Origin of the sequence: Leuconostoc litchii, assembly GCF_008107645.1 — a bacterium.
Taxonomy (GTDB): domain Bacteria; phylum Bacillota; class Bacilli; order Lactobacillales; family Lactobacillaceae; genus Leuconostoc; species Leuconostoc litchii.
Genome location: NZ_SDGY01000001.1, coordinates 357,768 through 377,111 on the forward strand (window position 1 = coordinate 357,768; position 19,344 = coordinate 377,111).

The following is a 19,344-nucleotide window of genomic DNA, read 5'->3' on the forward strand; positions in this document are numbered from 1 at the left end:
GATATTAATTTTTGGGCTTGGGTTTAAATTACCAGGTCTTTTTTAATTAGGAGAGGGAACTTGGCGAGGAGATACTTGAGATATTGGCGAGAAGCATTTGATTTTCACAGTGGTGCATATCGATTAGATTATTGGTGGGTAAGTGCGATCAATACGCTTATTTTAGCAAGTATTTTGTTTGTATCTATCGTATGTTTGAATTCTTGGACACTAGCAAGTAAGTTAACAAAAACATTTAGCCTATTAGTAGCTATACCGAACTTGTCTTTGTTTGTTAGGCGTTTGCGTGATACAGGTTTCCCACCACAAACTGTAATGTTTGTGCTCCTGAGTCCTACACTTTTAGGCGTTAGTGTGGGTCTCATAGCCATGTTTCATTTAATTGTGTTACTGCCGGTTGCGCCTTTAATATATATCGGGTGGATTATTTTCTTACTTTCAAGGCGCTCTGCCTATTGGACACCTAGTTTAAATAAAATGCAAAAATTATATTTTGTAGCTGGATTTTTCATTATTCTTTCTGTGTCGAGTTGTTTTTATGCTATAACAATGAAACACACTGCGCAGACAACTCAAAATTATATAGGTCAATTGTTACATGAACGGCATACTAGTAATCAAAAGAATGCAAAATTATCAGAATATGATATTACAAAAAATAAATCTAGTTATTCCAGTAGCGATATAGCAACTGCTTCGGCTGAAAATAAGCCAGAATCAATACCTGAAAAAGATGTCGCAAATGTTTCTGATGATTCGTCTACTACGGCGTATCGAGGTTTATCAGAAAATACACTCGGTGATTCTGATTTTGGTTATTTCAAAGTTCGTGGTGTTTGGAAACAAGATACTACTTCTTTGCAGTGGTGGCAATCTCAACAAAATGTTATGATTTCGACAAGTACGGTTGGACAGGGTTGGGGTGTTGATTTTCCAAGTTTTAATTTTAAAAAAATCGAAGGACAAAGCCATTTTTCGTTAAATCAACTAGGGAACATACAAGTCACACGTATAGATGGTTCTTATCGAGATGTTGCATCAGACAATATGAAATCAATGGCCTATTTAGAATGGCACATGCCAGATGGCCATATTCGATTGATGTATTTAATTTCACCCTCGCGAGCACTATTAAACTTGATTATTAAAACTTTTTCGGAAACATTTCAAATAATCTAATGTGATATTTTACTTGACGATTTGCTGGGGAGAGTGCATAATATCATTATTGAGTTTTGTTCGTGATGAAACCAAGTGGCGTTGGTGGAATGGACAAACAATCGAGTGTCGAGTTTTGTAACTCGGAAATCAGGTGGAACCGCGCGTAAGCGTCCTGATGTCAATCGTTTTGGCATTGAGACGTTTATGCGTTTTTGTGTCGATATAAATCTCTACTGAAAAAATAAAGGAAAAACAACGATGACGGATAAAAAATTGTCTCTACAAGATATCATCTTGACGCTACAACAATACTGGGCTAAGCAAGGTGCCAATTTAATGCAAGCCTATGACAACGAGGTCGGTGCGGGCACGCAATCGCCTTATACTTTCTTGCGCGCAAATGGCCCAGAACCTTGGAATGCCGCCTATGTGCAGCCTTCACGTCGACCAGCTGATGGTCGATATGGTGATAATCCCAATCGCTTATTTCAACATCACCAATTTCAAGTTGTGATGAAGCCTTCCCCGGAGAATATTCAAGAACTTTATTTAGGTTCATTAGAAGCTCTTGGAATCAAGCCATTAGAACATGATATTCGCTTTGTTGAAGATAACTGGGAAAATCCTTCTATGGGTGCTGCTGGTATTGGCTGGGAAGTCTGGCTTGATGGCATGGAAGTGACACAATTTACCTATTTCCAACAAGTAGGTGGAATAGAAGTTGATTCAGTTACAGCTGAAGTAACCTATGGTCTTGAACGTCTGGCTTCATATATTCAAGATGTTCCCACGGTTTATGATTTGGAGTGGGGTAACGGCGTGCTGTATGGTGATATTTTCAAAGAACCAGAATATGAACATTCAACATATGCTTTTGAAAAGTCAGATCAACATATGCTATTACGTCATTTTGACGAGTTTGAAGCAGAAGCCACACGTTTGTTAGATTTAGGACTAGTTCATCCTGCCTATGATTATATTTTGAAGTCTTCACATACCTTTAACTTATTAGATGCTCGTGGTACGGTTTCTGTGACGGAACGTGCTGGGTATCTGCATCGTATTCGTACTATGGCGCGCAAAGTATCCAAGGTATTTATCGAAGAGCGTGCAAAATTGGGATTCCCATTACTGAAAGACCATGATTTACGCAAGAAGTATTTGGGTGAAAATGGTAAATATACCAAAGAAAATGCCTAATAACAACTATCTAAAATCACTACTGGAGAATAAATAATGTCAACATTTTTATTAGAAATTGGTCTTGAAGAAGTACCTGCACACTTAGTAACTAGTTCAGAAGGTCAATTGATTGAACGGACTAAAAAGTTTTTAACTGAACACAGACTAACAGTAGGCGCTGTAAAGCCTTATTCAACACCTCGTCGGTTAGCAATTCAATTGACGGATGTTGCTGCAGAATCAAAAAGTTTAAGTGAAGAAAAGCGAGGACCTTCGATTGATCGAGCAAAAGATGATGCGGGGCAATGGACTAAAGCGGCTTTAGGTTTTGCTCGTGGTCAAGGCGCCACACCAGAAGATTTTGAAACAAGAGATGGTTATGTTTGGCTAACAAAACATACTGAAGGCGTTCCTGCCAAAGATATTTTAGCTAAGATTGGCGATGAAGTTGTTTCAGAAATGAAATTTTCAACTTACATGAAATGGGCTAACAATTCTTTTCAATATGTAAGGCCAATTCGTTGGTTAGTTGCTTTGCTCGACAAAGAAGTCGTTGACTTTAATGTGTTAGATGTCCAAACAGGGCGGTTTACGCGGGGCCATCGTTTCTTATCTAATGAACATGTTGAAATTCCTGCTGCAATTGAGTATGTACAAACACTAAAGTCAGCCAACGTGATTGTTGATGCTGATGAGCGTAAGCATGAAATTAGTTCGCAATTAACAACTATCGCCAAAGAACATGATTGGGTGTTGGCGCTAGATTCTGACGCTGCACAAGATTTATTAGAGGAAGTTAACAATATTGTGGAATGGCCAACTGCATTTTCAGGTGGCTTTGATGAAAAATATTTGGAAATTCCTGACGAAGTACTAATCACTTCGATGCGTGAACATCAACGCTTTTTCTTTGTTAAAAATAACGAGGGTGATTTATTACCCTACTTCTTGTCGGTTCGTAATGGTAATCAAGAACATTTGGACAACGTTATTGCTGGTAATGAAAAAGTATTAGTTGCTCGTCTTGAGGATGCTGAATTTTTCTATAAAGAAGATCAAACTAAATCAATTAATGATTATATGGAGAAGGTTAAAAAGCTTGTTTTTCATGAAAAAATTGGTACAGTTTACGAACACATGCAAAGAACAGGTGCTTTAGCCAAATCATTAGCTCAATTACTGCAATTTAATGACAAGCAGATAGCCGATGTAACACGTGTGTCAGATATTTATAAATTTGATTTGATGACGGGCATGGTTGGTGAGTTTGATGAATTACAAGGTGTTATGGGTGAACAATACGCAAAACTTTTCGGTGAAAATGATGCTGTGGCTACTGCGATCAAAGAACATTATATGCCAACTTCAGCAACTGGTGAGATTGCGCAATCTGATATTGGTGCTGTTCTAGCTATTGCTGATAAATTAGATGCTATTGTCACTTTCTTTGCTGCTGGTCTAATTCCAAGTGGGTCAAATGATCCTTATGGTTTACGTCGCGCGGCTACAGGTATTGTTAGAACATTGCAAGATAAACAATGGCACATTGCGTTGGAACCCTTGTTAAGGCAGTTTATTGAACTACAAGGCACAGTTGCTAAGGTCGAAGTTGCAGTAGTACTAGACTTTATATTAGATCGTGTAAGAAAGTTGACACTAGATGTTGGTATCCGTCAAGACTTAGTAATGGCTGGGATTAATCGTGCAGGAAGTGTTGATATTGTTTATATTGTGGACCGCATTAAAACATTAGCAACACATAGTGAAGATGATAATTTCCGTGATGTGGTAGAGGCATTAACTCGTGTAGATCGTTTGGCAGTTAAGCAAGTAACTAATGATAAGGTTAATCCGGCGCTATTTGAAAACAACGCTGAAACGGAACTGTATCAAGCAACAGATTTATTTAAAGTAGACTATCTAGTAGGCCGATCAGAAGAGCTTTATCAAGCCTTAGCCAAATTACAAAAACCAATTGCGAGATATTTTGAAGAAACAATGGTTAACTCTGAAAATGATGATGTTAAAAATAATCGTTATGCACAATTAAACGTCATTCATCGTTTAATTAATAAATTAGGTGACTTGGAGCAAATTGTTATTAAATAATTTGAAAAATGTTAATAGAAAGTAGGAAAATAACTATGTTGAATATTGCTTATATTGGTTTTGGAAAGAGTACTAATCGGTACCATTTACCTTATTTAAAATTAAGGCAAGACAAGTTCAATATAGCTCGTGTTGTTACACCTACTCTTGGTAAGAGAGCCGAGGAACAAGCAGCTTTGGAAGCTGAAGGCACAATATTTTCAACTGAAATTGACGATATCATACAAGACCAAACTATTGATTTGGTGGTGGTTGTTACACCATCTGATAAACATTATCAGATAACTAAACAACTCTTATTGGCAGGAAAAAATGTTATGGTTGATAAGCCAATGGCCACTAGTGAGATTGAGGCTCGTGACTTGGTGAACTTAGCTTATGATAAAGGACTATTCTTGATGCCGTTTCAAAGTCGCCGTTTTGACAGTGATTTTTTGACTGTGCAACGTGTGATTAAAAATGGCTATCTGGGCCGATTAGTTGATCTTGAGGTTCATATGGATCATTACAGGCCTAATGATGGAAAAGAACTCGGGACATCCGTTGAAGGCTCACTTTTTGATCATGGTGTGCATCTTGTTGATCAAATCATTAGTCTGTTTGGCATGCCCAACATTGCAACCTACGACTTGCGAGCCACGAGAATATTGAACAGTCCCGTTGATGATCAAATGGAAATTAATCTTTTTTATCCGAAAGCATTTAAGGCGACATTGCAAACGACAGAGTTAGCTGCTATTCAGTACCCAAAATGGCAGTTACGTGGTACCCATGGTACATTTGTTAAATATGAAGTTGATGAGCAAGAAAATGATTTGAAAACTGGTATTATGCCAGGAGAGGCGCGATTTGGTGTTGACACACCGCAACATTATGGACACTTAGTTTATTACAATCAAAGTGGTGATCGTATTGAGAAATTTATTCCTAGTATTCAGGGAGATTATGGGCGAGTATATGATTCAGTTTACAATACGCTAGTTAAGGGGACACCTAAACTGGTATCAGATGAGCAGATGCTTTCTGTTATGAAAATTCTTTCGGCTGGTGTGAAAGAAAACGGACCACATGTGATTAAATTTTAGAAAAAAAGGAACTTAGTGATAGCTGAGTTCCTTTTTCAATGAGTAAAATATCCCAGAATTTTTTCTACTGAAATATCATTTATGATAAGTAATCACAGGCTTTATGGTAGAATTGAATAGAGATAAAATTGAAAGAAAAAATGCCAACTTATGACAGAATTAGATTTAAATGAACTAAAAAACAGACAAAAGCATATACGTAATTTTTCAATTGTTGCACACATCGATCATGGGAAATCAACTATAGCGGACCGTATTTTGGAACAGACACATACTGTCGCTGAACGTGATATGCAAAATCAATTGCTCGATACAATGGATTTGGAACGTGAGCGTGGTATTACAATTAAGTTGAATGCTGTTGAAGTACACTACGATGCGCATGATGGTGAAACGTATATTTTTCATTTGATTGATACGCCTGGACACGTTGATTTTTCTTACGAAGTTTCCCGTGCTTTAGCTGCTGCTGAAGGAGCAATACTTGTTGTAGATGCGTCACAAGGAGTTGAAGCACAAACTTTAGCCAACGTGTACTTAGCGCTGGATAATGATTTAGAGATTTTACCAGTAATCAATAAAATCGATTTACCAGCTGCTGATGCTGAAAAAGTGCGGACAGAAATTGAAGATGTCATTGGAATTGATGCATCTGATGCAGTATTAGCATCCGCAAAAAAAGGTATAGGGATTCCTGAACTACTAGAGAAAATAGTGACCGATTTACCGGCACCAGAAGGTGATATTGATGCACCTTTAAGAGCCTTAATTTTTGATTCAGCTTATGATGCTTATCGCGGTGTGGTTGTTAATATGCGTGTGCGGGAAGGTATTGTAAAACCTGGTGATAAAGTTCGTATGATGAATACTGGTGCTGAATATGAGGTGACAGAAGTTGGGGTGATGTCACCTGATGCACAAAAACGTGATTATTTAATGGCTGGAGATGTTGGGTATCTTACTGCAGCCATTAAAGATATTCATACTACTCACTCAGGAGATACAATTACACTAGTTAATAATCCAGCAAGTGAGCCGTTACCGGGCTATAAGCCAATGACACCGATGGTCTATTCTGGTTTGTATCCGTCCGACAATGCCAAATATACGGATCTTCGTGAAGCACTGGAGAAGCTACAGTTAAATGATGCCGCGCTAACTTTTGAGCCAGAAACCTCTCAAGCACTGGGATTTGGATATCGCGTTGGCTTTCTTGGATTACTTCATATGGATGTTATTCAGGAACGATTAGAACGTGAGTTTGACTTAGATTTGGTAACGACAGCACCTTCTGTTACTTATCGTGTTGTGACGAATGATGATGAAACAGTTGAAATAGAAAATCCTTCTGAAATGCCTGAAGCATCAAAAGTGAAGTATATTGAAGAACCCTATGTTTATGCGCAAATTATGGTTCCAAATGACTATGTTGGTGCGGTAATGGAACTCGCGCAACGTAAGCGTGGTGAGTTTGATACGATGGAATATTTGGATGAAACACGTGTTAATGTTAAATACTATATGCCACTGTCAGAAATTATATTTAATTTCTTTGATAAATTAAAATCAAGCACGCGTGGCTATGCGTCACTAGACTATGAACTATCTACATATCGTCAATCTGACTTGGTTAAGATTGATATTCTATTGAATAGCGAAAAAGTTGATGCTTTAAGTTTCATTGTTCACCGTGATTTTGCGGCTGAACGTGGCCGAGTAATTACTTCTAAATTAAAGGAAATTATTCCTCGTCAGAATTTTGAGATACCTGTCCAGGCGGCTATTGGTTCGAAAATATTAGCTCGTACCAATATCAAAGCTTATCGAAAAGATGTCACTGCAAAAATTCATACAGGTGATCCAGACAGACGTGCAAAGCTACTTGATAAGCAAAAGCGAGGGAAAGCACGTATGAAATCTGTCGGTTCCGTTGATGTGCCACAAGCAGCCTTTATGGCTGTGCTTAAAACAGAGGACGATGCGCAATATGCTCGAGGAAACTAATAAAAAGAAAAAGCAATCTAGATTGGCACGTAATTTGTCAACACAAGCAAAAAAAACAGATTATAAAATAGTTTTTTTTGCGCTTTTATCAGTCTTGATTATGGTGATAGTTATCAGTATAACTGTGGCTAGAATTGTTTTTAATTTTGATGGTATTTCTCAAAAATCTCGTGTAAAGGCTTTGCATCGAGATGCTCCGGTTGCCTTACAATTTGGATTAACTGGACATTCAAACTATAAAAGTACTCAAACTATCGTTAGTCTGACAAACAATGAATGGCAAAATGAAATCGCTACTAGCGTTGAAAAAGCTTGGGAAAGTGGTGGTCAGATTGCTGATTCAGTTACATTTGATGGTCATAAGTATGAAAAGAAAGCAGTGATTAACCAGTTGTCACAAAGGTATCTTCGTACTATAAAATATGATCGTAACTATAAAATTTTAGAGGTAACTTATGATCGATACCATAATGCAAAAGTTAGGTATCGTGTTGTACCTGTCAATTTGCCAGCTGCCCAAAAGAAGGTGCAACGACAAGTTGAAAAGCAATTACAAACGAAGTCGGAGCAGGCTGCTAAGTTATCTTCTGATCAACTGCGTTTAGTAGAGTATGCCATGATTGCTAATAATTGGGATAATGTTTTAAAAAATAAGATACCAACCGCAACTGCTAAAGTAATGACAATGCCCATGCTGTATGAACACAAAAATTTCCGACCAAGTTATAAAGTATCGAAGCAAACGCTAAATAATATTTTGAATAGTGGGTTATCAGAATGAACTTATTAGATAAAATTAAAAATATTTGGCCTTTTGGCCAAAATCATAAAATGCGTGCCATTGGATTTGAACATTCATTAACAATTGACACACCTAATGTCTTTATTGAGAAAGAAATTTTACGACCACAACCGAGTAAAAATGAATTATTGGTTAAAGTTTTAGCCAGTTCAGTCAATCCTGTCGACACTAAGATGAGAGCTAACTATGCTAATGATGGAGAGTTTCGTATTTTAGGATTTGATGCAGTAGGTGTAGTCATTGAGGTTGGCCAAAATGTATCTCGCTTTAGTGTAGGAGATAAAGTTTATTATGCTGGTTCTCAACTAGAAGCTGGTTCTGATGCAGAATTTCAGGTGGTCCATGAAGAGTTAGTAGGTCATGCGCCTTCATTACTGAAAAATGAAGAAATTGCTGCAATGCCTTTAACATCAATTACGGCATATGAAATTCTAAACGAAGCCTTAGGATATGAACTTAAAGAAAATAGCGCAGTAGGGCATACTATTTTAATTCTGAATGGTGCAGGTGGTGTTGGATCTGTGTTAATACAGCTTGCGAAGTACGTCGGTATGACAGTTATTACTACTGCCTCTCGTACCGAATCTGTAACTTGGGTGAAATCACTAGGTGCTGATTTTATATTAGATTATCATCAAGATTTGGGTGAACAACTACGTAAGATTCAACATCCAAAGGTAGATAATATTGCTATTTTACAGGATACGAACTATTATTGGTCGCTTGTGTTAGCAGCTATTAAGCCTTTTGGTAGAATAGCATCAATTGTTGAAACAACTAAACCTATTGACATGGGGCCATTAAAAAATATAGGGGCTCAGTTTAATTGGGTATTCATGTTTGCAAAAGGAAACTATGGTGTGAACATGCAGATTCAAGGTAATGCATTAGATCAGGTGGCTTTTCTTCTTGACAATAACAAAATAAAGACAACATTAACCAAAACATATTATGGATTGACTGTTGATAATATCCGAGCGGCTACAAAAGATGTTGAAACGAATCGGATGATCGGAAAAGTTGTGGTGAAGTATGACGAATAATAATTGGCAAGCTGTTACTGTCTCGACGAATGTTGAAGCAATTGAAGCAGTTGCAGATATCTTAATGACAGTGGGCGCTGATGGTGTGGCAATAATTGATGATAGTTTCCCAGCAAAGGTTACAGCCTATTATGAGGATAATTCAAAGTTGCCTGAAACTGTTAAAAATATTCAAAATTCAGTTAAGCAGTTGGCAAAGTTCAATATTGATGCACAACCAGCTACTATTGACTTAAATGGTGTTTCACAGTCAGATTGGGAAAATAATTGGAAATCATACTATCATACGACGCGAATTACTAGGCATTTCACAATAGTACCTTCGTGGGAGAATTTTGTACCATGTCAGAAAGACGAATATCCGATTATTATGGATCCTAAATTATCATTTGGTACAGGAATTCACGAAACAACTCGTTTGATGATTCAAGCATTAGAAGTGGTTACTCGTGGTAATGAAAGCATGATAGATGTTGGAACAGGGTCAGGAGTTCTATCAGTGGCGGCAAAACAGCTTGGTGTCGCTGATATTTTAGCGACAGATATAGACGAGATGGCAGTTAGTGTTGCTAAAGAAAATTTGGCCTTAAATCCAATTGCCAACGATGTTTCAGTTGTGGTCAGTGATTTGTTAGCCAAAGTTTCTATTGAACAACCTGTAGATTTGATTGTTGCAAATATTTTGGCAGATGTGATTGAGAGACTTATTCCACAAACTTGGACTCTTTTAAAACCAAATGGTTATTTTTTAGTTTCAGGAATTTATGATGCGATTGCTAAACCCATTGAACAACAATTAAAGCAGGCTGGTTATACAATATTTCAACATACTATAATGGGCGATTGGCATGCATTCATTGCAAAAAAGGAATGTGACTAATGCAACGTTATTTTTTAAATAAGCCCATAATTGATACGATTAAATTAAAAGCTGGTAATGATATTTTCAATCATTTTGGTAAGGTCTTGAGAGCTAAAGTTGGTTCCAAAGCTGAATTTGTTAGTGATTCGTTAGAAATTTTTGTCGGTGAAGTGGTTTCTGTAGATTCAGAAACTATTAATATTAATGTTATTAATCAGTATCACTCAGATGTCGAATTACCGGTTCAAGTAACCTTAGTAGTGTCACCATTAAAAAATGATCGCTCAGATTGGTTTATTCAAAAAGCGACCGAACTAGGTGTAAACAAAATTATTTTTACGTCAATGAAACGGACTGTGGTCGATTGGCAAAAACAACAAGATAAAAAGTTAAAAAGGTTTAAAAAGATTGCCCAAGCTGCTGCTGAGCAGGCACATCGCTTAATTATTCCAAGCATCGAATTTTTAACTTGGCAAGAAATGTTACTAAGTCCAAAACATACGGGCATTGTTGCTTGGGAAGAATCGGCTCGCGATGGCGAAACATCTATGCTCATTAAAGCTGTTTCAGAGGTGCCGTCAGATGAAATATTCATGGTTGTCTTTGGCCCTGAAGGTGGACTGACTGAGACTGAGGTTGATAAATTACAAATACACGGTTTTTCACTAGCTGGGCTAGGGCCTCGAATATTACGTGCAGAGACAGCCCCACTATATACTATGTCAGCTATCAGTGTATTGCGTGAATTGCGATAATTAGCTATAATATAATAAGTAAATGAGATAATTGTAGGTGGTGAAGTGATGCTAAAGATATTCAAAAAATACTACGGGTATCAGTGGCTAGGAGCGATTATATGTGGCCTACTATTACCATTTATTGGTAGACTACTAGGAATGAGTGGTTTGCATAAAGTGATATGGTTTTACTTAGTGATTAACGGGTTGTATACATTGTATTTAGGATATAGTATACGAAGACGTGGTCTATCACCATTTATCATGCTTGCTTTACCTGTCATTTTTTCTGGTATTTCAACATTAGCACTGCATCTAGTATCTCGTCAATATGGTTTTTATTTCGGACTAATGTATATTGTATTGAGTTTGTTTACCTTTTTTGGTGATACACGTGATGACCCTGATGAAAATCAAATTCCTGTGGAAAATGGTTTTCGTGATTTGAATAGTAATGTTTAATAAAATAAACACAGGACAGTAGTTTGACGCTGTGACTTGTGTTTATTGTCGAGATTATCTAGAAAAAGTGCGATTTATCGCACTTTTTCTGTTACACTGGTATAAGGTATTTTACATATTTGTTGGATAGTAGCTGTTTTATCTTCATAATTGTTGATGTATGGTGATACTATTTTACATTTTTTAATTGGAGGATTTTACATTGATTACAGTTTCAGACATGGGTTTTAGTTTCTCTGGACCTAAAATTTATCAGGAAGTTAACTTGAAATTAACACCTGGTAATACATATGGGATTATTGGCGCTAACGGTGCTGGAAAATCAACGTTTTTAAAGTTATTGCAAGGAGAGTTACAGCCATCGGAAGGTATAATTTCCATTGGTGATGGCGAACGAATGTCGTCTTTGCAACAAGACCACTTTGCTTTTGACAAATTCACGGTGTTGGACACTGTTATTCAAGGTCATAAGCGTCTATATGAAGTTAAGACTGAAATGGATGCAATTTATGCCAAGCCTGATTTTAATGATGAGGATGGTGTTCGTGTCGCTGATTTGGGTGCCGAATTCGAAGAATTAGATGGTTGGAATGCTGAAGTAGAAGCGGGACAACTGTTAAGTAAATTAGGTATCAATGATGATGTTTATGATACGTTAATGGGCGAATTAACTGAAAATGACAAAGTAAAGGTGTTATTGGCTCAGGTGTTGTTTGGTAACCCCGATATCTTGATTTTAGATGAGCCGACGAACGGATTAGACGTTCAAACAATTAACTGGTTAGAGGATTTCTTGGCTGATTTTCAAAACTTAGTAATTGTTGTGTCACATGATCGCCATTTCTTGAATGCTGTTTCAACACATATTTTGGACGTCGATTTTGGTAAAATCACACAATTTGTTGGTAACTATGATTTTTGGCGTGAATCTTCTGAGTTAGCACAACGTTTGGCTTCTCAGCAAAATTCTAAAAAAGAAGAACAAATTAAGCAATTACAAGAGTTCGTTGCACGTTTTTCGGCAAATGCGTCTAAATCAAAACAAGCTACTGCTCGAAAAAAGCAGTTGGATAAAATAACATTAGATGATATTAAGCCTTCTTCACGTAAGTATCCTTTTATTAGTTTTCCTATTAATCGAGAGCTTGGAAACGATATGGTTCGTGTTGAAAATATTTCAAAAACCATTGATGGCGAGAAAGTACTAGACAATATATCTTTTATTGGACGTCCAAACGATAAGATTGCTATTTTGTCGCGTTCAGATCTGGCAACAACAACTTTGATGCAAATTATAGCTGGCACGCTAGAACCAGATGAAGGTACTGTGACTTGGGGTGTAACAACGTCCCAATCGTATATTGCGAAAGATTTGAATGACAATTTTGAAAATCAAGATCTAACCATTTTAGACTGGCTACGTGACTTTGCAGAAGAAGATCAAAAAGACAACACTAGTCTTCGAGGTATGCTTGGGCAAATGTTATTCCGTGGTGATGATTCATTAAAGCAAATCAATGTGTTGTCTGGTGGTGAAAAGGTTCGTATTGTATTAGCAAAGATGATGCTATTAAAAGCAAATGTACTATTGATGGATGATCCAACAAATCATCTCGATCTTGAGTCAATTCAATCATTGAACGATGCTGTTATTGCATTTAAGGGTTCAATAATTATGACATCACACGATCATGAGTTTTTGGCAACAACAGCTAACCATATTGTTGAAGTTTCTTCAAAAGGTGTTGTGGATCGCGTTGACACAACATATGATGAATTTATTAATAATGAAAGCATTCAAAATAAAGTTGATGAACTTTACTAAGCATCAATTAAAATAAAAATCGATTTAGTGAGCTATTACAAAAGCGCGCGCTGATATAGTGTGAATTTTGAACTGGCTGTTTACTAACTCGATTTTTCTGTTTGAAATATTGTGTTGGAGGAATTGTAATGACTATTGGAATTGATAAATTATCATTTTATACATCCGAATATGTATTAGATTTAGTTGATCTAGCGCAAAAGCGTGGTGATGATCCTGATAAATATACTATTGGTATTGGACAAGATAAACAAGCAGTTATTCCGAATTATGAAGATGTTGTTACCATGGGTGCCAACGCTGCCGTTCAAATTGTTGAAGAAGATGATCGCAAAAATATCGACATGATTATTTTTGCAACTGAATCTGGTATAGATAATTCTAAATCTAGTGCATTATATGTTCAAAAATTACTGAAACTATCTGAATTTTCAAGAACAATTGAAATTAAGCAGGCGTGTTATGCAGGAACCTACGGGGTAATGCAGGCGAGAGACTATGTCGCAACACACCCGGATAAACGTGTATTAGTTATCGCATCAGATATTGCAAGATATGGTTTAGGAACACCGGGAGAAGTTACTCAAGGTGGTGGTGCTATTGCCATGATTATTGCAAAGAATCCTAAAATAGCAGCTATCAATCCTGATTCTGTGTATATGAGTCAAGATGTTGCTGATTTTTGGCGACCAATTGATCGTTCTGAGGCTATTGTCGATGGACATCTATCGACAGACATTTACAAAGAGATGTTTTTGACATTATGGAAACGTTATCAGCAACAGACGGGTTATGTGCTTGACGACTTTTTGGGATTTGCCTTTCACTTGCCATATACAAAAATGGGTAAAAAAGCATTTAGCCAAATCATAAATGAGGCTAACGAATCACGCCAAGAATTATTGTCGGAAAATTTGATAGCAAGCCAAAAATTCAGTCGTGATGTAGGTAATTTGTACACTGGATCAGTGTATTTGAGTTTGCTATCGCTATTAACTTATGGTCAGGAATTAGCAGGCGGCGACCGACTTGCGATTTTTAGTTATGGATCTGGTGCAGAAGCTGAGCTGTATTCAATAACTTTACAAGAAAATTTTCATGAGTATGTGCTGGGAAATGTTATTGAAAAAAAATTAGCTAAACGCATCAAAGTATCAGTTGATGAGTATGAAAAAATATTTAGTGATCAACTTTATGATTCTCATAGAAACGTTACTTCTGATTTTAAAAACAAAGAATATTTTGAGTTTTTAGGTTGGAAAAATGGTGAGAGACAATATAACTAAAAAATGAAGAGATGCCTAGGCATCTCTTCATTTTGTGATAGAACTAATTTCTTGACCATCCTTAGCGGAAAATAGTACTTTATTACTGTCATTAACTCCCATAAGTTCAAAAGTGTAGCCAGATTTAAATGATTTGTTAATATTTTTTGATGTTTCAATCAGCGAGTTGGTAAAATCAGACCAATGTGCTTCTTCGGCAAGGCTAGGGTCATTTTCTATTTGAGAAATTGATTGAGCTAATTCGGAACCACTATATATTTTGAGTTGGAAAGTTTTGGTATCAGAAATGAAACTTACATCACCGATCTTATTATAGGCTGTATCAAGTTTTTGAGTAAGCTCTTTTTCCTGTAAACTAAGTTTGGCTTGTTGTTGTTTGGTTGTAATATCTGATATTTCAGTTGTATTGTTATTTTTTAAATTTGAGGATGATTGATTTTTTGAGTTCGTATTGTTTTGTAAACTAGAATTTGCAACATTTTTTTTCTGAATTTTTTGTATTGCTGCTGGTAATTGTAGGCCAGAAATAATAGTGCCACTAACACATAGCAGTGTAAATATTAACGGTACGATGAAAGTGCCATATCGTTGCTTATTTTGTATAGTAAATCCGACTAGCAATATACTCAATAGAAATAAAATTATAAAGATAAATATCATTATCTTAATCCCCCGCTATTTATATAAATGAAAAAGCACTTAACCGATGAAGCGTGTCTCGGCACACATCACCATAATAGTTAAGCGCTTGCAAGAATATTATATCTAAAATGTAGTCGCGTTTCAAGTAAAAAAGTAAGAGATAAATAATAATATAACTAGTGGAGCTATATTGTTAAACATGCTTTTTTGTTTGATGATGACTGATTATGTCTATATAAAGATATGTTATACTGAAATTATTAAATATTATTGGAGTTAAAAATGACAAAAAAAGTTTACCTTGCGAGTCCATTTTTCGATGAAGAACAAATTGACCGTGTTGAGCGTGTTGAAAAAGCCTTAGAAGCTAATAAAACCTTAGGCGCTGTATTTTCACCACGTAAACATCAGCATGAAGAGTTTGAAATGTTTGGTCCAGAATGGCGTGTTGCAACATATAATGGCGATGTTGAAGCAATTAACGAGGCTGACGTCATGGTTGCTGTGATCGATTATGTTGGGCAAGAAGTTGATCCTGGGACGGCTTGGGAATTTGGTTATGCTGCAGCCAAAAATATACCAGTTATTGTTGTAAAAGAGAAGACTGGTCCTGTGAATTTGATGATGGGAATGCCTTTAACAGCCTATATTACAGAAATTTCTGACTTAGAAACATATGATTTTGACAATACCCCTAGAATCGAATTTAGTGGTGAAATTTTTTAAAAATGAAGAGCATGGTTATTATTTTAACTAATTAAGTGACTAAAATAATGACGTGCTTTTGCTTATTAATCAGTTTTGAGTAGTGATAATTATTTCATAGGACGAATAAATACCATTGTTGTTCGATAATTATTCGTTTTTTTGAATATTTCGTACAATAATTTGGTATAATGTTAACAGTAAATTTAATGGAGAGATTGTATGACAATGAGTAAAGCGGTTGTAACAGTTGTTGGTAAAGATAAGCCAGGCATTATTGCAGGAGTTTCTAAAACGTTAGCTGAACATAACATCAATATCTTGGATGTTTCACAAACAATAATGGGCGATATTTTTACAATGAGTATGCTGGTTAGTTTAGAAGAACTAGAAGGTCAATTTAATGCATTGCAAGATGATTTAAATACACTAGGGGAAAGTCTCGGTGTTACGATACATACGCAACGTGAAGAAATTTTTGATGCAATGAGTAAAGTGTAAAAAAACTTTTATTGAACCAGCTGGAGAAGTCATGGAAACTAAGCAAATACAAGAAACAATTAATATGGTCGAAGAGGAGCATTTAGATATTCGTACAATCACGATGGGTATCTCGTTGCTTGACACAGTCGCAGGGGATCCACAGCAGACTGCAAAAAATATTTATAATAAAGTTACAACTTATGCTAAAAATTTGATTAAAGTTGCTGAACAAATTGAACGTGAATATGGTATTCCAATTACAAATAAGCGTATTAGTGTGACACCGATTGCACTTATTGCTGGACATGCAACACCGGATGATATGCTGTACTATGCCCATGCCTTAGATGATGCAGCCAAGGCGGTTGGCGTGGACTTTATTGGTGGTTACTCAGCATTAGTGCAAAAAGGTTTTGCTAATGGTGATCTTGCATTAATTAAATCATTACCGCGTGCTTTGACAGAAACGGATTTGGTAATGTCGAGTGTCAATATCGGATCAACTAAAGCAGGTATTAACTTGGATGCTATTAAGTTAATGGGTGAAACTGTTAAAGGAATTTCTGAAAAGTCAGACACAGCGAATGCTAAATTAGTTATTTTTGCAAATGCTGTTGAGGATAATCCTTTTATGGCTGGTGCCTTTCATGGTGTTAGCGAAGCTGATGTTGTGATTAATGTTGGTGTTTCAGGTCCCGGCGTTGTGAAACGTGCTTTGGAAAAAGTAAAAGGTGAATCAATTCAAGTTGTTGCTGATACAGTTAAAAAGACAGCTTTTAAAATTACACGTGTTGGTCAAATGGTTGGTGCATTGGCTGCAGAGAGACTAGGTGTAGAGTTTGGAATAGTTGATCTGAGCTTGGCTCCTACACCTGCTCGAGGTGACTCAGTAGCTGAAGTATTAGAAGAAATAGGTCTTGAACAAGTCGGTACACATGGTACAACAGCAGCATTGATGTTATTGAATGATGCTGTTAAAAAAGGTGGTGTTATGGCTTCTCAGCGTGTCGGTGGTCTATCTGGTGCATTTATTCCAGTATCAGAAGATGCGGGAATGATTGATGCTGCAAAAGCTGGTACGCTAACATTATCGAAGCTAGAAGCTATGACTGCCGTATGTTCTGTTGGACTTGATATGATTGCAATTCCTGGCGACACTAGCGCCACAACAATTAGCGCAATGATTGCAGATGAAGCAGCTATTGGCGTTCAAAATAACAAAACTACTGCTGTTCGTATTTTACCAACATTAGGTACAAAAGTTGGTGATATGGTTGATTATGGTGGTTTGTTAGGAACTGCTCCTGTTATGCCAGTTGTTGAAAAGTCCAGTGCCGACTTTATCAATCGAGGAGGGCACATTCCTGCACCAATTCATTCATTCAAAAATTAGTAAAAAAAGCCGTGATGATTATTATCACGGCTTCTTTATTGTGTTTTTTGAGAATGGTGTACGTGAGTTTCAGTAATTGGGGTTTGATTTGTCGAGATAGCCTTTGAAAACATAATTGCTATATATGTCAATAAAATTAAAATAATTACAGCAACTAAAATTCGGAGTGGATGGTAGAAAAAATTTTTGATATGATTTGAAATACTAAAATGAGATTTTTTTGGTGCGTCACTTTCCGTAATGGCGGCTTCAAGAGCATAAGCAAAACTATCCATATCAACTGCTTTTGGTGTTGCCTCATACGGTACAATAGAAATTTCACGAGTTTTTGCTGGTTTAGCAATTTGATGACTTCTATTATCGCGATTTTTTAAGACATTTGTTCGGAAATTAGCAATACTTAGTAGTGCCTTGTTTTGTAGTTTTGTTACGCTTTCACGTAATTGCTCTATTGGGCTATATACGGGTACTTTCATATTTAATCTCCATATCTTCAACGTTAATTGTTAGGTACTAGCTTTACTATACGACATTTATCATCGAAATTGGGTGAGTTTATATGATTGCAAACAAATTTAATTCTTCTTAATCTTTTCAATGCATAGTATAATTAAAGTATGGCAATACAAGAAGAACAACTTTATCATGATTATTTACAATCCGAGCGACAATATTCGGTACAAACTTTGAAAGCCTATTTGACCGACATTGCTGAATTTAAAAATTACTTAATGAGTAATGGTGGGTTTACAACATTTAGTGAGGTGCAAATTTTAGATGTTCGTGTTTATTTAAGTGATTTGTATGAGCAGAAATTAGCTCGTACAACTATTTCTAGGAAAATTAGTAGTATGCGGATGTTTTATCAATTTTTAATTACAAATAAATTTGCTGCTGATAATCCTTTTGATAATGTGTCGCTTAAAAAGCATCAAAATCAGTTACCAGAGTTTTTTTATGAGGATGAGATACGTGAATTGTTTGATGTAGCTTACAATCAAGAAGATCGTTTCTGGGAACGAAATGCAGCTTTATTAGAATTTTTGTATGCAACGGGGGCACGAGTGTCTGAAATTGCGGGATTAGAATTATCCCAATTAGATTTCTCTCAGCGGTTGGTCTTGATTCATGGTAAGGGGAATAAAGATCGTTATGTACCTTTTGGACATTTTGCTGAAGATATCATGAAAAAATATATAAATGATTTGCGGGCTTCACTAACTATGAAGCAGAATCACGAATTTGTTTTTGTCAATCATCGTGGAGAAAAAATTACCACTGCGGGCATTACATACATTCTCAATCAATTAATGAAACGTTCGACATTAACAGGAAAGATTTATCCTCATATGTTGCGCCATACTTTTGCTACCCACTTAATGAACCGAGGCGCAGATATGCGGACTGTGCAGGAATTATTAGGCCATGTTAATCTTTCTACAACGCAAATGTACACACACGTCACTCGTGAAAGTTTGCAGGAAAATTATCGGAATTTTTTTCCACGTGCTACTGAGTAACCGGTTACAAAATTAGTTTATCAAGCGCTTCACAAATCCACAA

The 19,344-nt window shown here is 36.3% G+C and carries 18 protein-coding genes; 16 read left to right on the top strand and 2 right to left on the bottom strand.

From position 1 onward, the window contains the following. Positions 1 to 75: 75 nt before the first annotated feature. The 12 genes from ESZ47_RS01845 to ESZ47_RS01900 all read left to right on the top strand — a co-directional run bounded on the left by ESZ47_RS01845 (position 76) and on the right by ESZ47_RS01900 (position 14,558). The gene (locus tag ESZ47_RS01845) at positions 76 to 1,179 is read left to right on the top strand and encodes a DUF805 domain-containing protein (RefSeq protein ID WP_148604242.1); all 1,104 of its coding nucleotides are present in this window, start codon (positions 76 to 78) and stop codon (positions 1,177 to 1,179) included. 240 nt (positions 1,180 to 1,419) lie between these two features. Beyond that, on the top strand, positions 1,420 to 2,361 hold the full coding sequence (gene glyQ / locus ESZ47_RS01850) for a glycine--tRNA ligase subunit alpha (RefSeq protein ID WP_148604245.1): 942 nt from the start codon (positions 1,420 to 1,422) through the stop codon (positions 2,359 to 2,361). A 36-nt stretch (positions 2,362 to 2,397) separates the two neighbouring features. Continuing rightward, positions 2,398 to 4,452 (top strand): glycine--tRNA ligase subunit beta, encoded by a 2,055-nt coding sequence (glyS, locus tag ESZ47_RS01855; RefSeq protein WP_148604246.1) that lies wholly within the window; start codon positions 2,398 to 2,400, stop codon positions 4,450 to 4,452. Positions 4,453 to 4,487: 35 nt separating this feature from the next. Further along, a complete protein-coding gene (locus ESZ47_RS01860) occupies positions 4,488 to 5,537 on the top strand; it encodes a Gfo/Idh/MocA family oxidoreductase (RefSeq protein WP_148604248.1) in 1,050 nt (349 codons plus the stop codon). Positions 5,538 to 5,687: 150 nt separating this feature from the next. Beyond that, a complete protein-coding gene (gene lepA / locus ESZ47_RS01865) occupies positions 5,688 to 7,541 on the top strand; it encodes a translation elongation factor 4 (protein WP_148604250.1) in 1,854 nt (617 codons plus the stop codon). Continuing rightward, entirely contained in the window at positions 7,525 to 8,322 is a 798-nt protein-coding gene (locus ESZ47_RS01870) for a GTP-binding protein (RefSeq protein ID WP_148604252.1), read from the top strand. The genes lepA and ESZ47_RS01870 overlap by 17 nt, the downstream gene beginning before the upstream one ends. Then, on the top strand, positions 8,319 to 9,386 hold the full coding sequence (locus tag ESZ47_RS01875) for a zinc-binding alcohol dehydrogenase family protein (protein WP_148604254.1): 1,068 nt from the start codon (positions 8,319 to 8,321) through the stop codon (positions 9,384 to 9,386). Before ESZ47_RS01870 ends, ESZ47_RS01875 begins: the two co-directional genes overlap by 4 nt. After that, positions 9,376 to 10,266 (top strand): 50S ribosomal protein L11 methyltransferase, encoded by an 891-nt coding sequence (gene prmA / locus ESZ47_RS01880; RefSeq protein ID WP_148604256.1) that lies wholly within the window; start codon positions 9,376 to 9,378, stop codon positions 10,264 to 10,266. The genes ESZ47_RS01875 and prmA overlap by 11 nt, the downstream gene beginning before the upstream one ends. After that, on the top strand, positions 10,266 to 11,003 hold the full coding sequence (locus ESZ47_RS01885; protein WP_148604257.1) for an RsmE family RNA methyltransferase: 738 nt from the start codon (positions 10,266 to 10,268) through the stop codon (positions 11,001 to 11,003). Before prmA ends, ESZ47_RS01885 begins: the two co-directional genes overlap by 1 nt. 48 nt (positions 11,004 to 11,051) lie before the next feature. After that, positions 11,052 to 11,447 (top strand): hypothetical protein, encoded by a 396-nt coding sequence (locus tag ESZ47_RS01890; RefSeq protein WP_148604259.1) that lies wholly within the window; start codon positions 11,052 to 11,054, stop codon positions 11,445 to 11,447. Positions 11,448 to 11,649: 202 nt separating this feature from the next. Continuing rightward, the gene (locus ESZ47_RS01895) at positions 11,650 to 13,272 is read left to right on the top strand and encodes an ABC-F family ATP-binding cassette domain-containing protein (RefSeq protein WP_148604260.1); all 1,623 of its coding nucleotides are present in this window, start codon (positions 11,650 to 11,652) and stop codon (positions 13,270 to 13,272) included. Positions 13,273 to 13,400: 128 nt separating this feature from the next. After that, entirely contained in the window at positions 13,401 to 14,558 is a 1,158-nt protein-coding gene (locus ESZ47_RS01900) for a hydroxymethylglutaryl-CoA synthase (RefSeq protein ID WP_148604262.1), read from the top strand. A 27-nt stretch (positions 14,559 to 14,585) separates the two neighbouring features. Here the strand turns inward: ESZ47_RS01900 and ESZ47_RS01905 are convergent, their stop codons facing one another. Then, positions 14,586 to 15,218 (bottom strand): hypothetical protein, encoded by a 633-nt coding sequence (locus ESZ47_RS01905; protein ID WP_148604264.1) that lies wholly within the window; start codon positions 15,216 to 15,218, stop codon positions 14,586 to 14,588. Between the two features lie 264 nt (positions 15,219 to 15,482). Here ESZ47_RS01905 and ESZ47_RS01910 point away from each other — a divergent pair, with 264 nt between their 5' ends. From ESZ47_RS01910 to ESZ47_RS01920, 3 genes are all read left to right on the top strand, one after another. Further along, positions 15,483 to 15,926: a nucleoside 2-deoxyribosyltransferase gene (locus ESZ47_RS01910; RefSeq protein WP_148604266.1), complete on the top strand. Its 444-nt coding sequence runs from the start codon at positions 15,483 to 15,485 to the stop codon at positions 15,924 to 15,926. Positions 15,927 to 16,133: 207 nt separating this feature from the next. Then, positions 16,134 to 16,406 carry an ACT domain-containing protein gene (locus ESZ47_RS01915; protein WP_148605701.1) on the top strand — a complete coding sequence of 91 codons (273 nt, stop codon included), beginning with the start codon at positions 16,134 to 16,136 and terminating at the stop codon, positions 16,404 to 16,406. A 31-nt stretch (positions 16,407 to 16,437) separates the two neighbouring features. Further along, a complete protein-coding gene (locus ESZ47_RS01920) occupies positions 16,438 to 17,781 on the top strand; it encodes a PFL family protein (RefSeq protein WP_148604267.1) in 1,344 nt (447 codons plus the stop codon). 35 nt (positions 17,782 to 17,816) lie between these two features. On the opposite strand, the gene ESZ47_RS01925 is transcribed toward ESZ47_RS01920, so the two are convergent. Further along, complete coding sequence (locus ESZ47_RS01925; RefSeq protein WP_148604269.1) at positions 17,817 to 18,257, bottom strand: hypothetical protein; 441 nt, start codon at positions 18,255 to 18,257, stop codon at positions 17,817 to 17,819. A gap of 141 nt (positions 18,258 to 18,398) precedes the next feature. Between ESZ47_RS01925 and xerC the strand changes: the two genes are divergently transcribed. Beyond that, complete coding sequence (gene xerC, locus ESZ47_RS01930) at positions 18,399 to 19,301, top strand: tyrosine recombinase XerC (protein ID WP_148604271.1); 903 nt, start codon at positions 18,399 to 18,401, stop codon at positions 19,299 to 19,301. The last annotated feature ends 43 nt before the right edge of the window (positions 19,302 to 19,344 follow it).

Bases quoted from the DNA above. Each gene is read 5' to 3' on its own strand.
- ESZ47_RS01870 (WP_148604252.1), top strand. From the start codon at position 7,525: ATGCTCGAGGAAACTAATAAAAAGAAAAAGCAATCTAGATTGGCACGT.
- ESZ47_RS01925 (WP_148604269.1), bottom strand. From the start codon at position 18,257: ATGAAAGTACCCGTATATAGCCCAATAGAGCAATTACGTGAAAGCGTA.
- ESZ47_RS01905 (WP_148604264.1), bottom strand. From the start codon at position 15,218: ATGATATTTATCTTTATAATTTTATTTCTATTGAGTATATTGCTAGTC.
- ESZ47_RS01900 (WP_148604262.1), top strand. From the start codon at position 13,401: ATGACTATTGGAATTGATAAATTATCATTTTATACATCCGAATATGTA.
- ESZ47_RS01860 (WP_148604248.1), top strand. From the start codon at position 4,488: ATGTTGAATATTGCTTATATTGGTTTTGGAAAGAGTACTAATCGGTAC.
- prmA (WP_148604256.1), top strand. From the start codon at position 9,376: ATGACGAATAATAATTGGCAAGCTGTTACTGTCTCGACGAATGTTGAA.
- glyQ (WP_148604245.1), top strand. From the start codon at position 1,420: ATGACGGATAAAAAATTGTCTCTACAAGATATCATCTTGACGCTACAA.
- ESZ47_RS01910 (WP_148604266.1), top strand. From the start codon at position 15,483: ATGACAAAAAAAGTTTACCTTGCGAGTCCATTTTTCGATGAAGAACAA.
- ESZ47_RS01915 (WP_148605701.1), top strand. From the start codon at position 16,134: ATGAGTAAAGCGGTTGTAACAGTTGTTGGTAAAGATAAGCCAGGCATT.
- glyS (WP_148604246.1), top strand. From the start codon at position 2,398: ATGTCAACATTTTTATTAGAAATTGGTCTTGAAGAAGTACCTGCACAC.
- ESZ47_RS01890 (WP_148604259.1), top strand. From the start codon at position 11,052: ATGCTAAAGATATTCAAAAAATACTACGGGTATCAGTGGCTAGGAGCG.
- ESZ47_RS01875 (WP_148604254.1), top strand. From the start codon at position 8,319: ATGAACTTATTAGATAAAATTAAAAATATTTGGCCTTTTGGCCAAAAT.
- ESZ47_RS01920 (WP_148604267.1), top strand. From the start codon at position 16,438: ATGGAAACTAAGCAAATACAAGAAACAATTAATATGGTCGAAGAGGAG.
- xerC (WP_148604271.1), top strand. From the start codon at position 18,399: ATGGCAATACAAGAAGAACAACTTTATCATGATTATTTACAATCCGAG.
- ESZ47_RS01885 (WP_148604257.1), top strand. From the start codon at position 10,266: ATGCAACGTTATTTTTTAAATAAGCCCATAATTGATACGATTAAATTA.
- lepA (WP_148604250.1), top strand. From the start codon at position 5,688: ATGACAGAATTAGATTTAAATGAACTAAAAAACAGACAAAAGCATATA.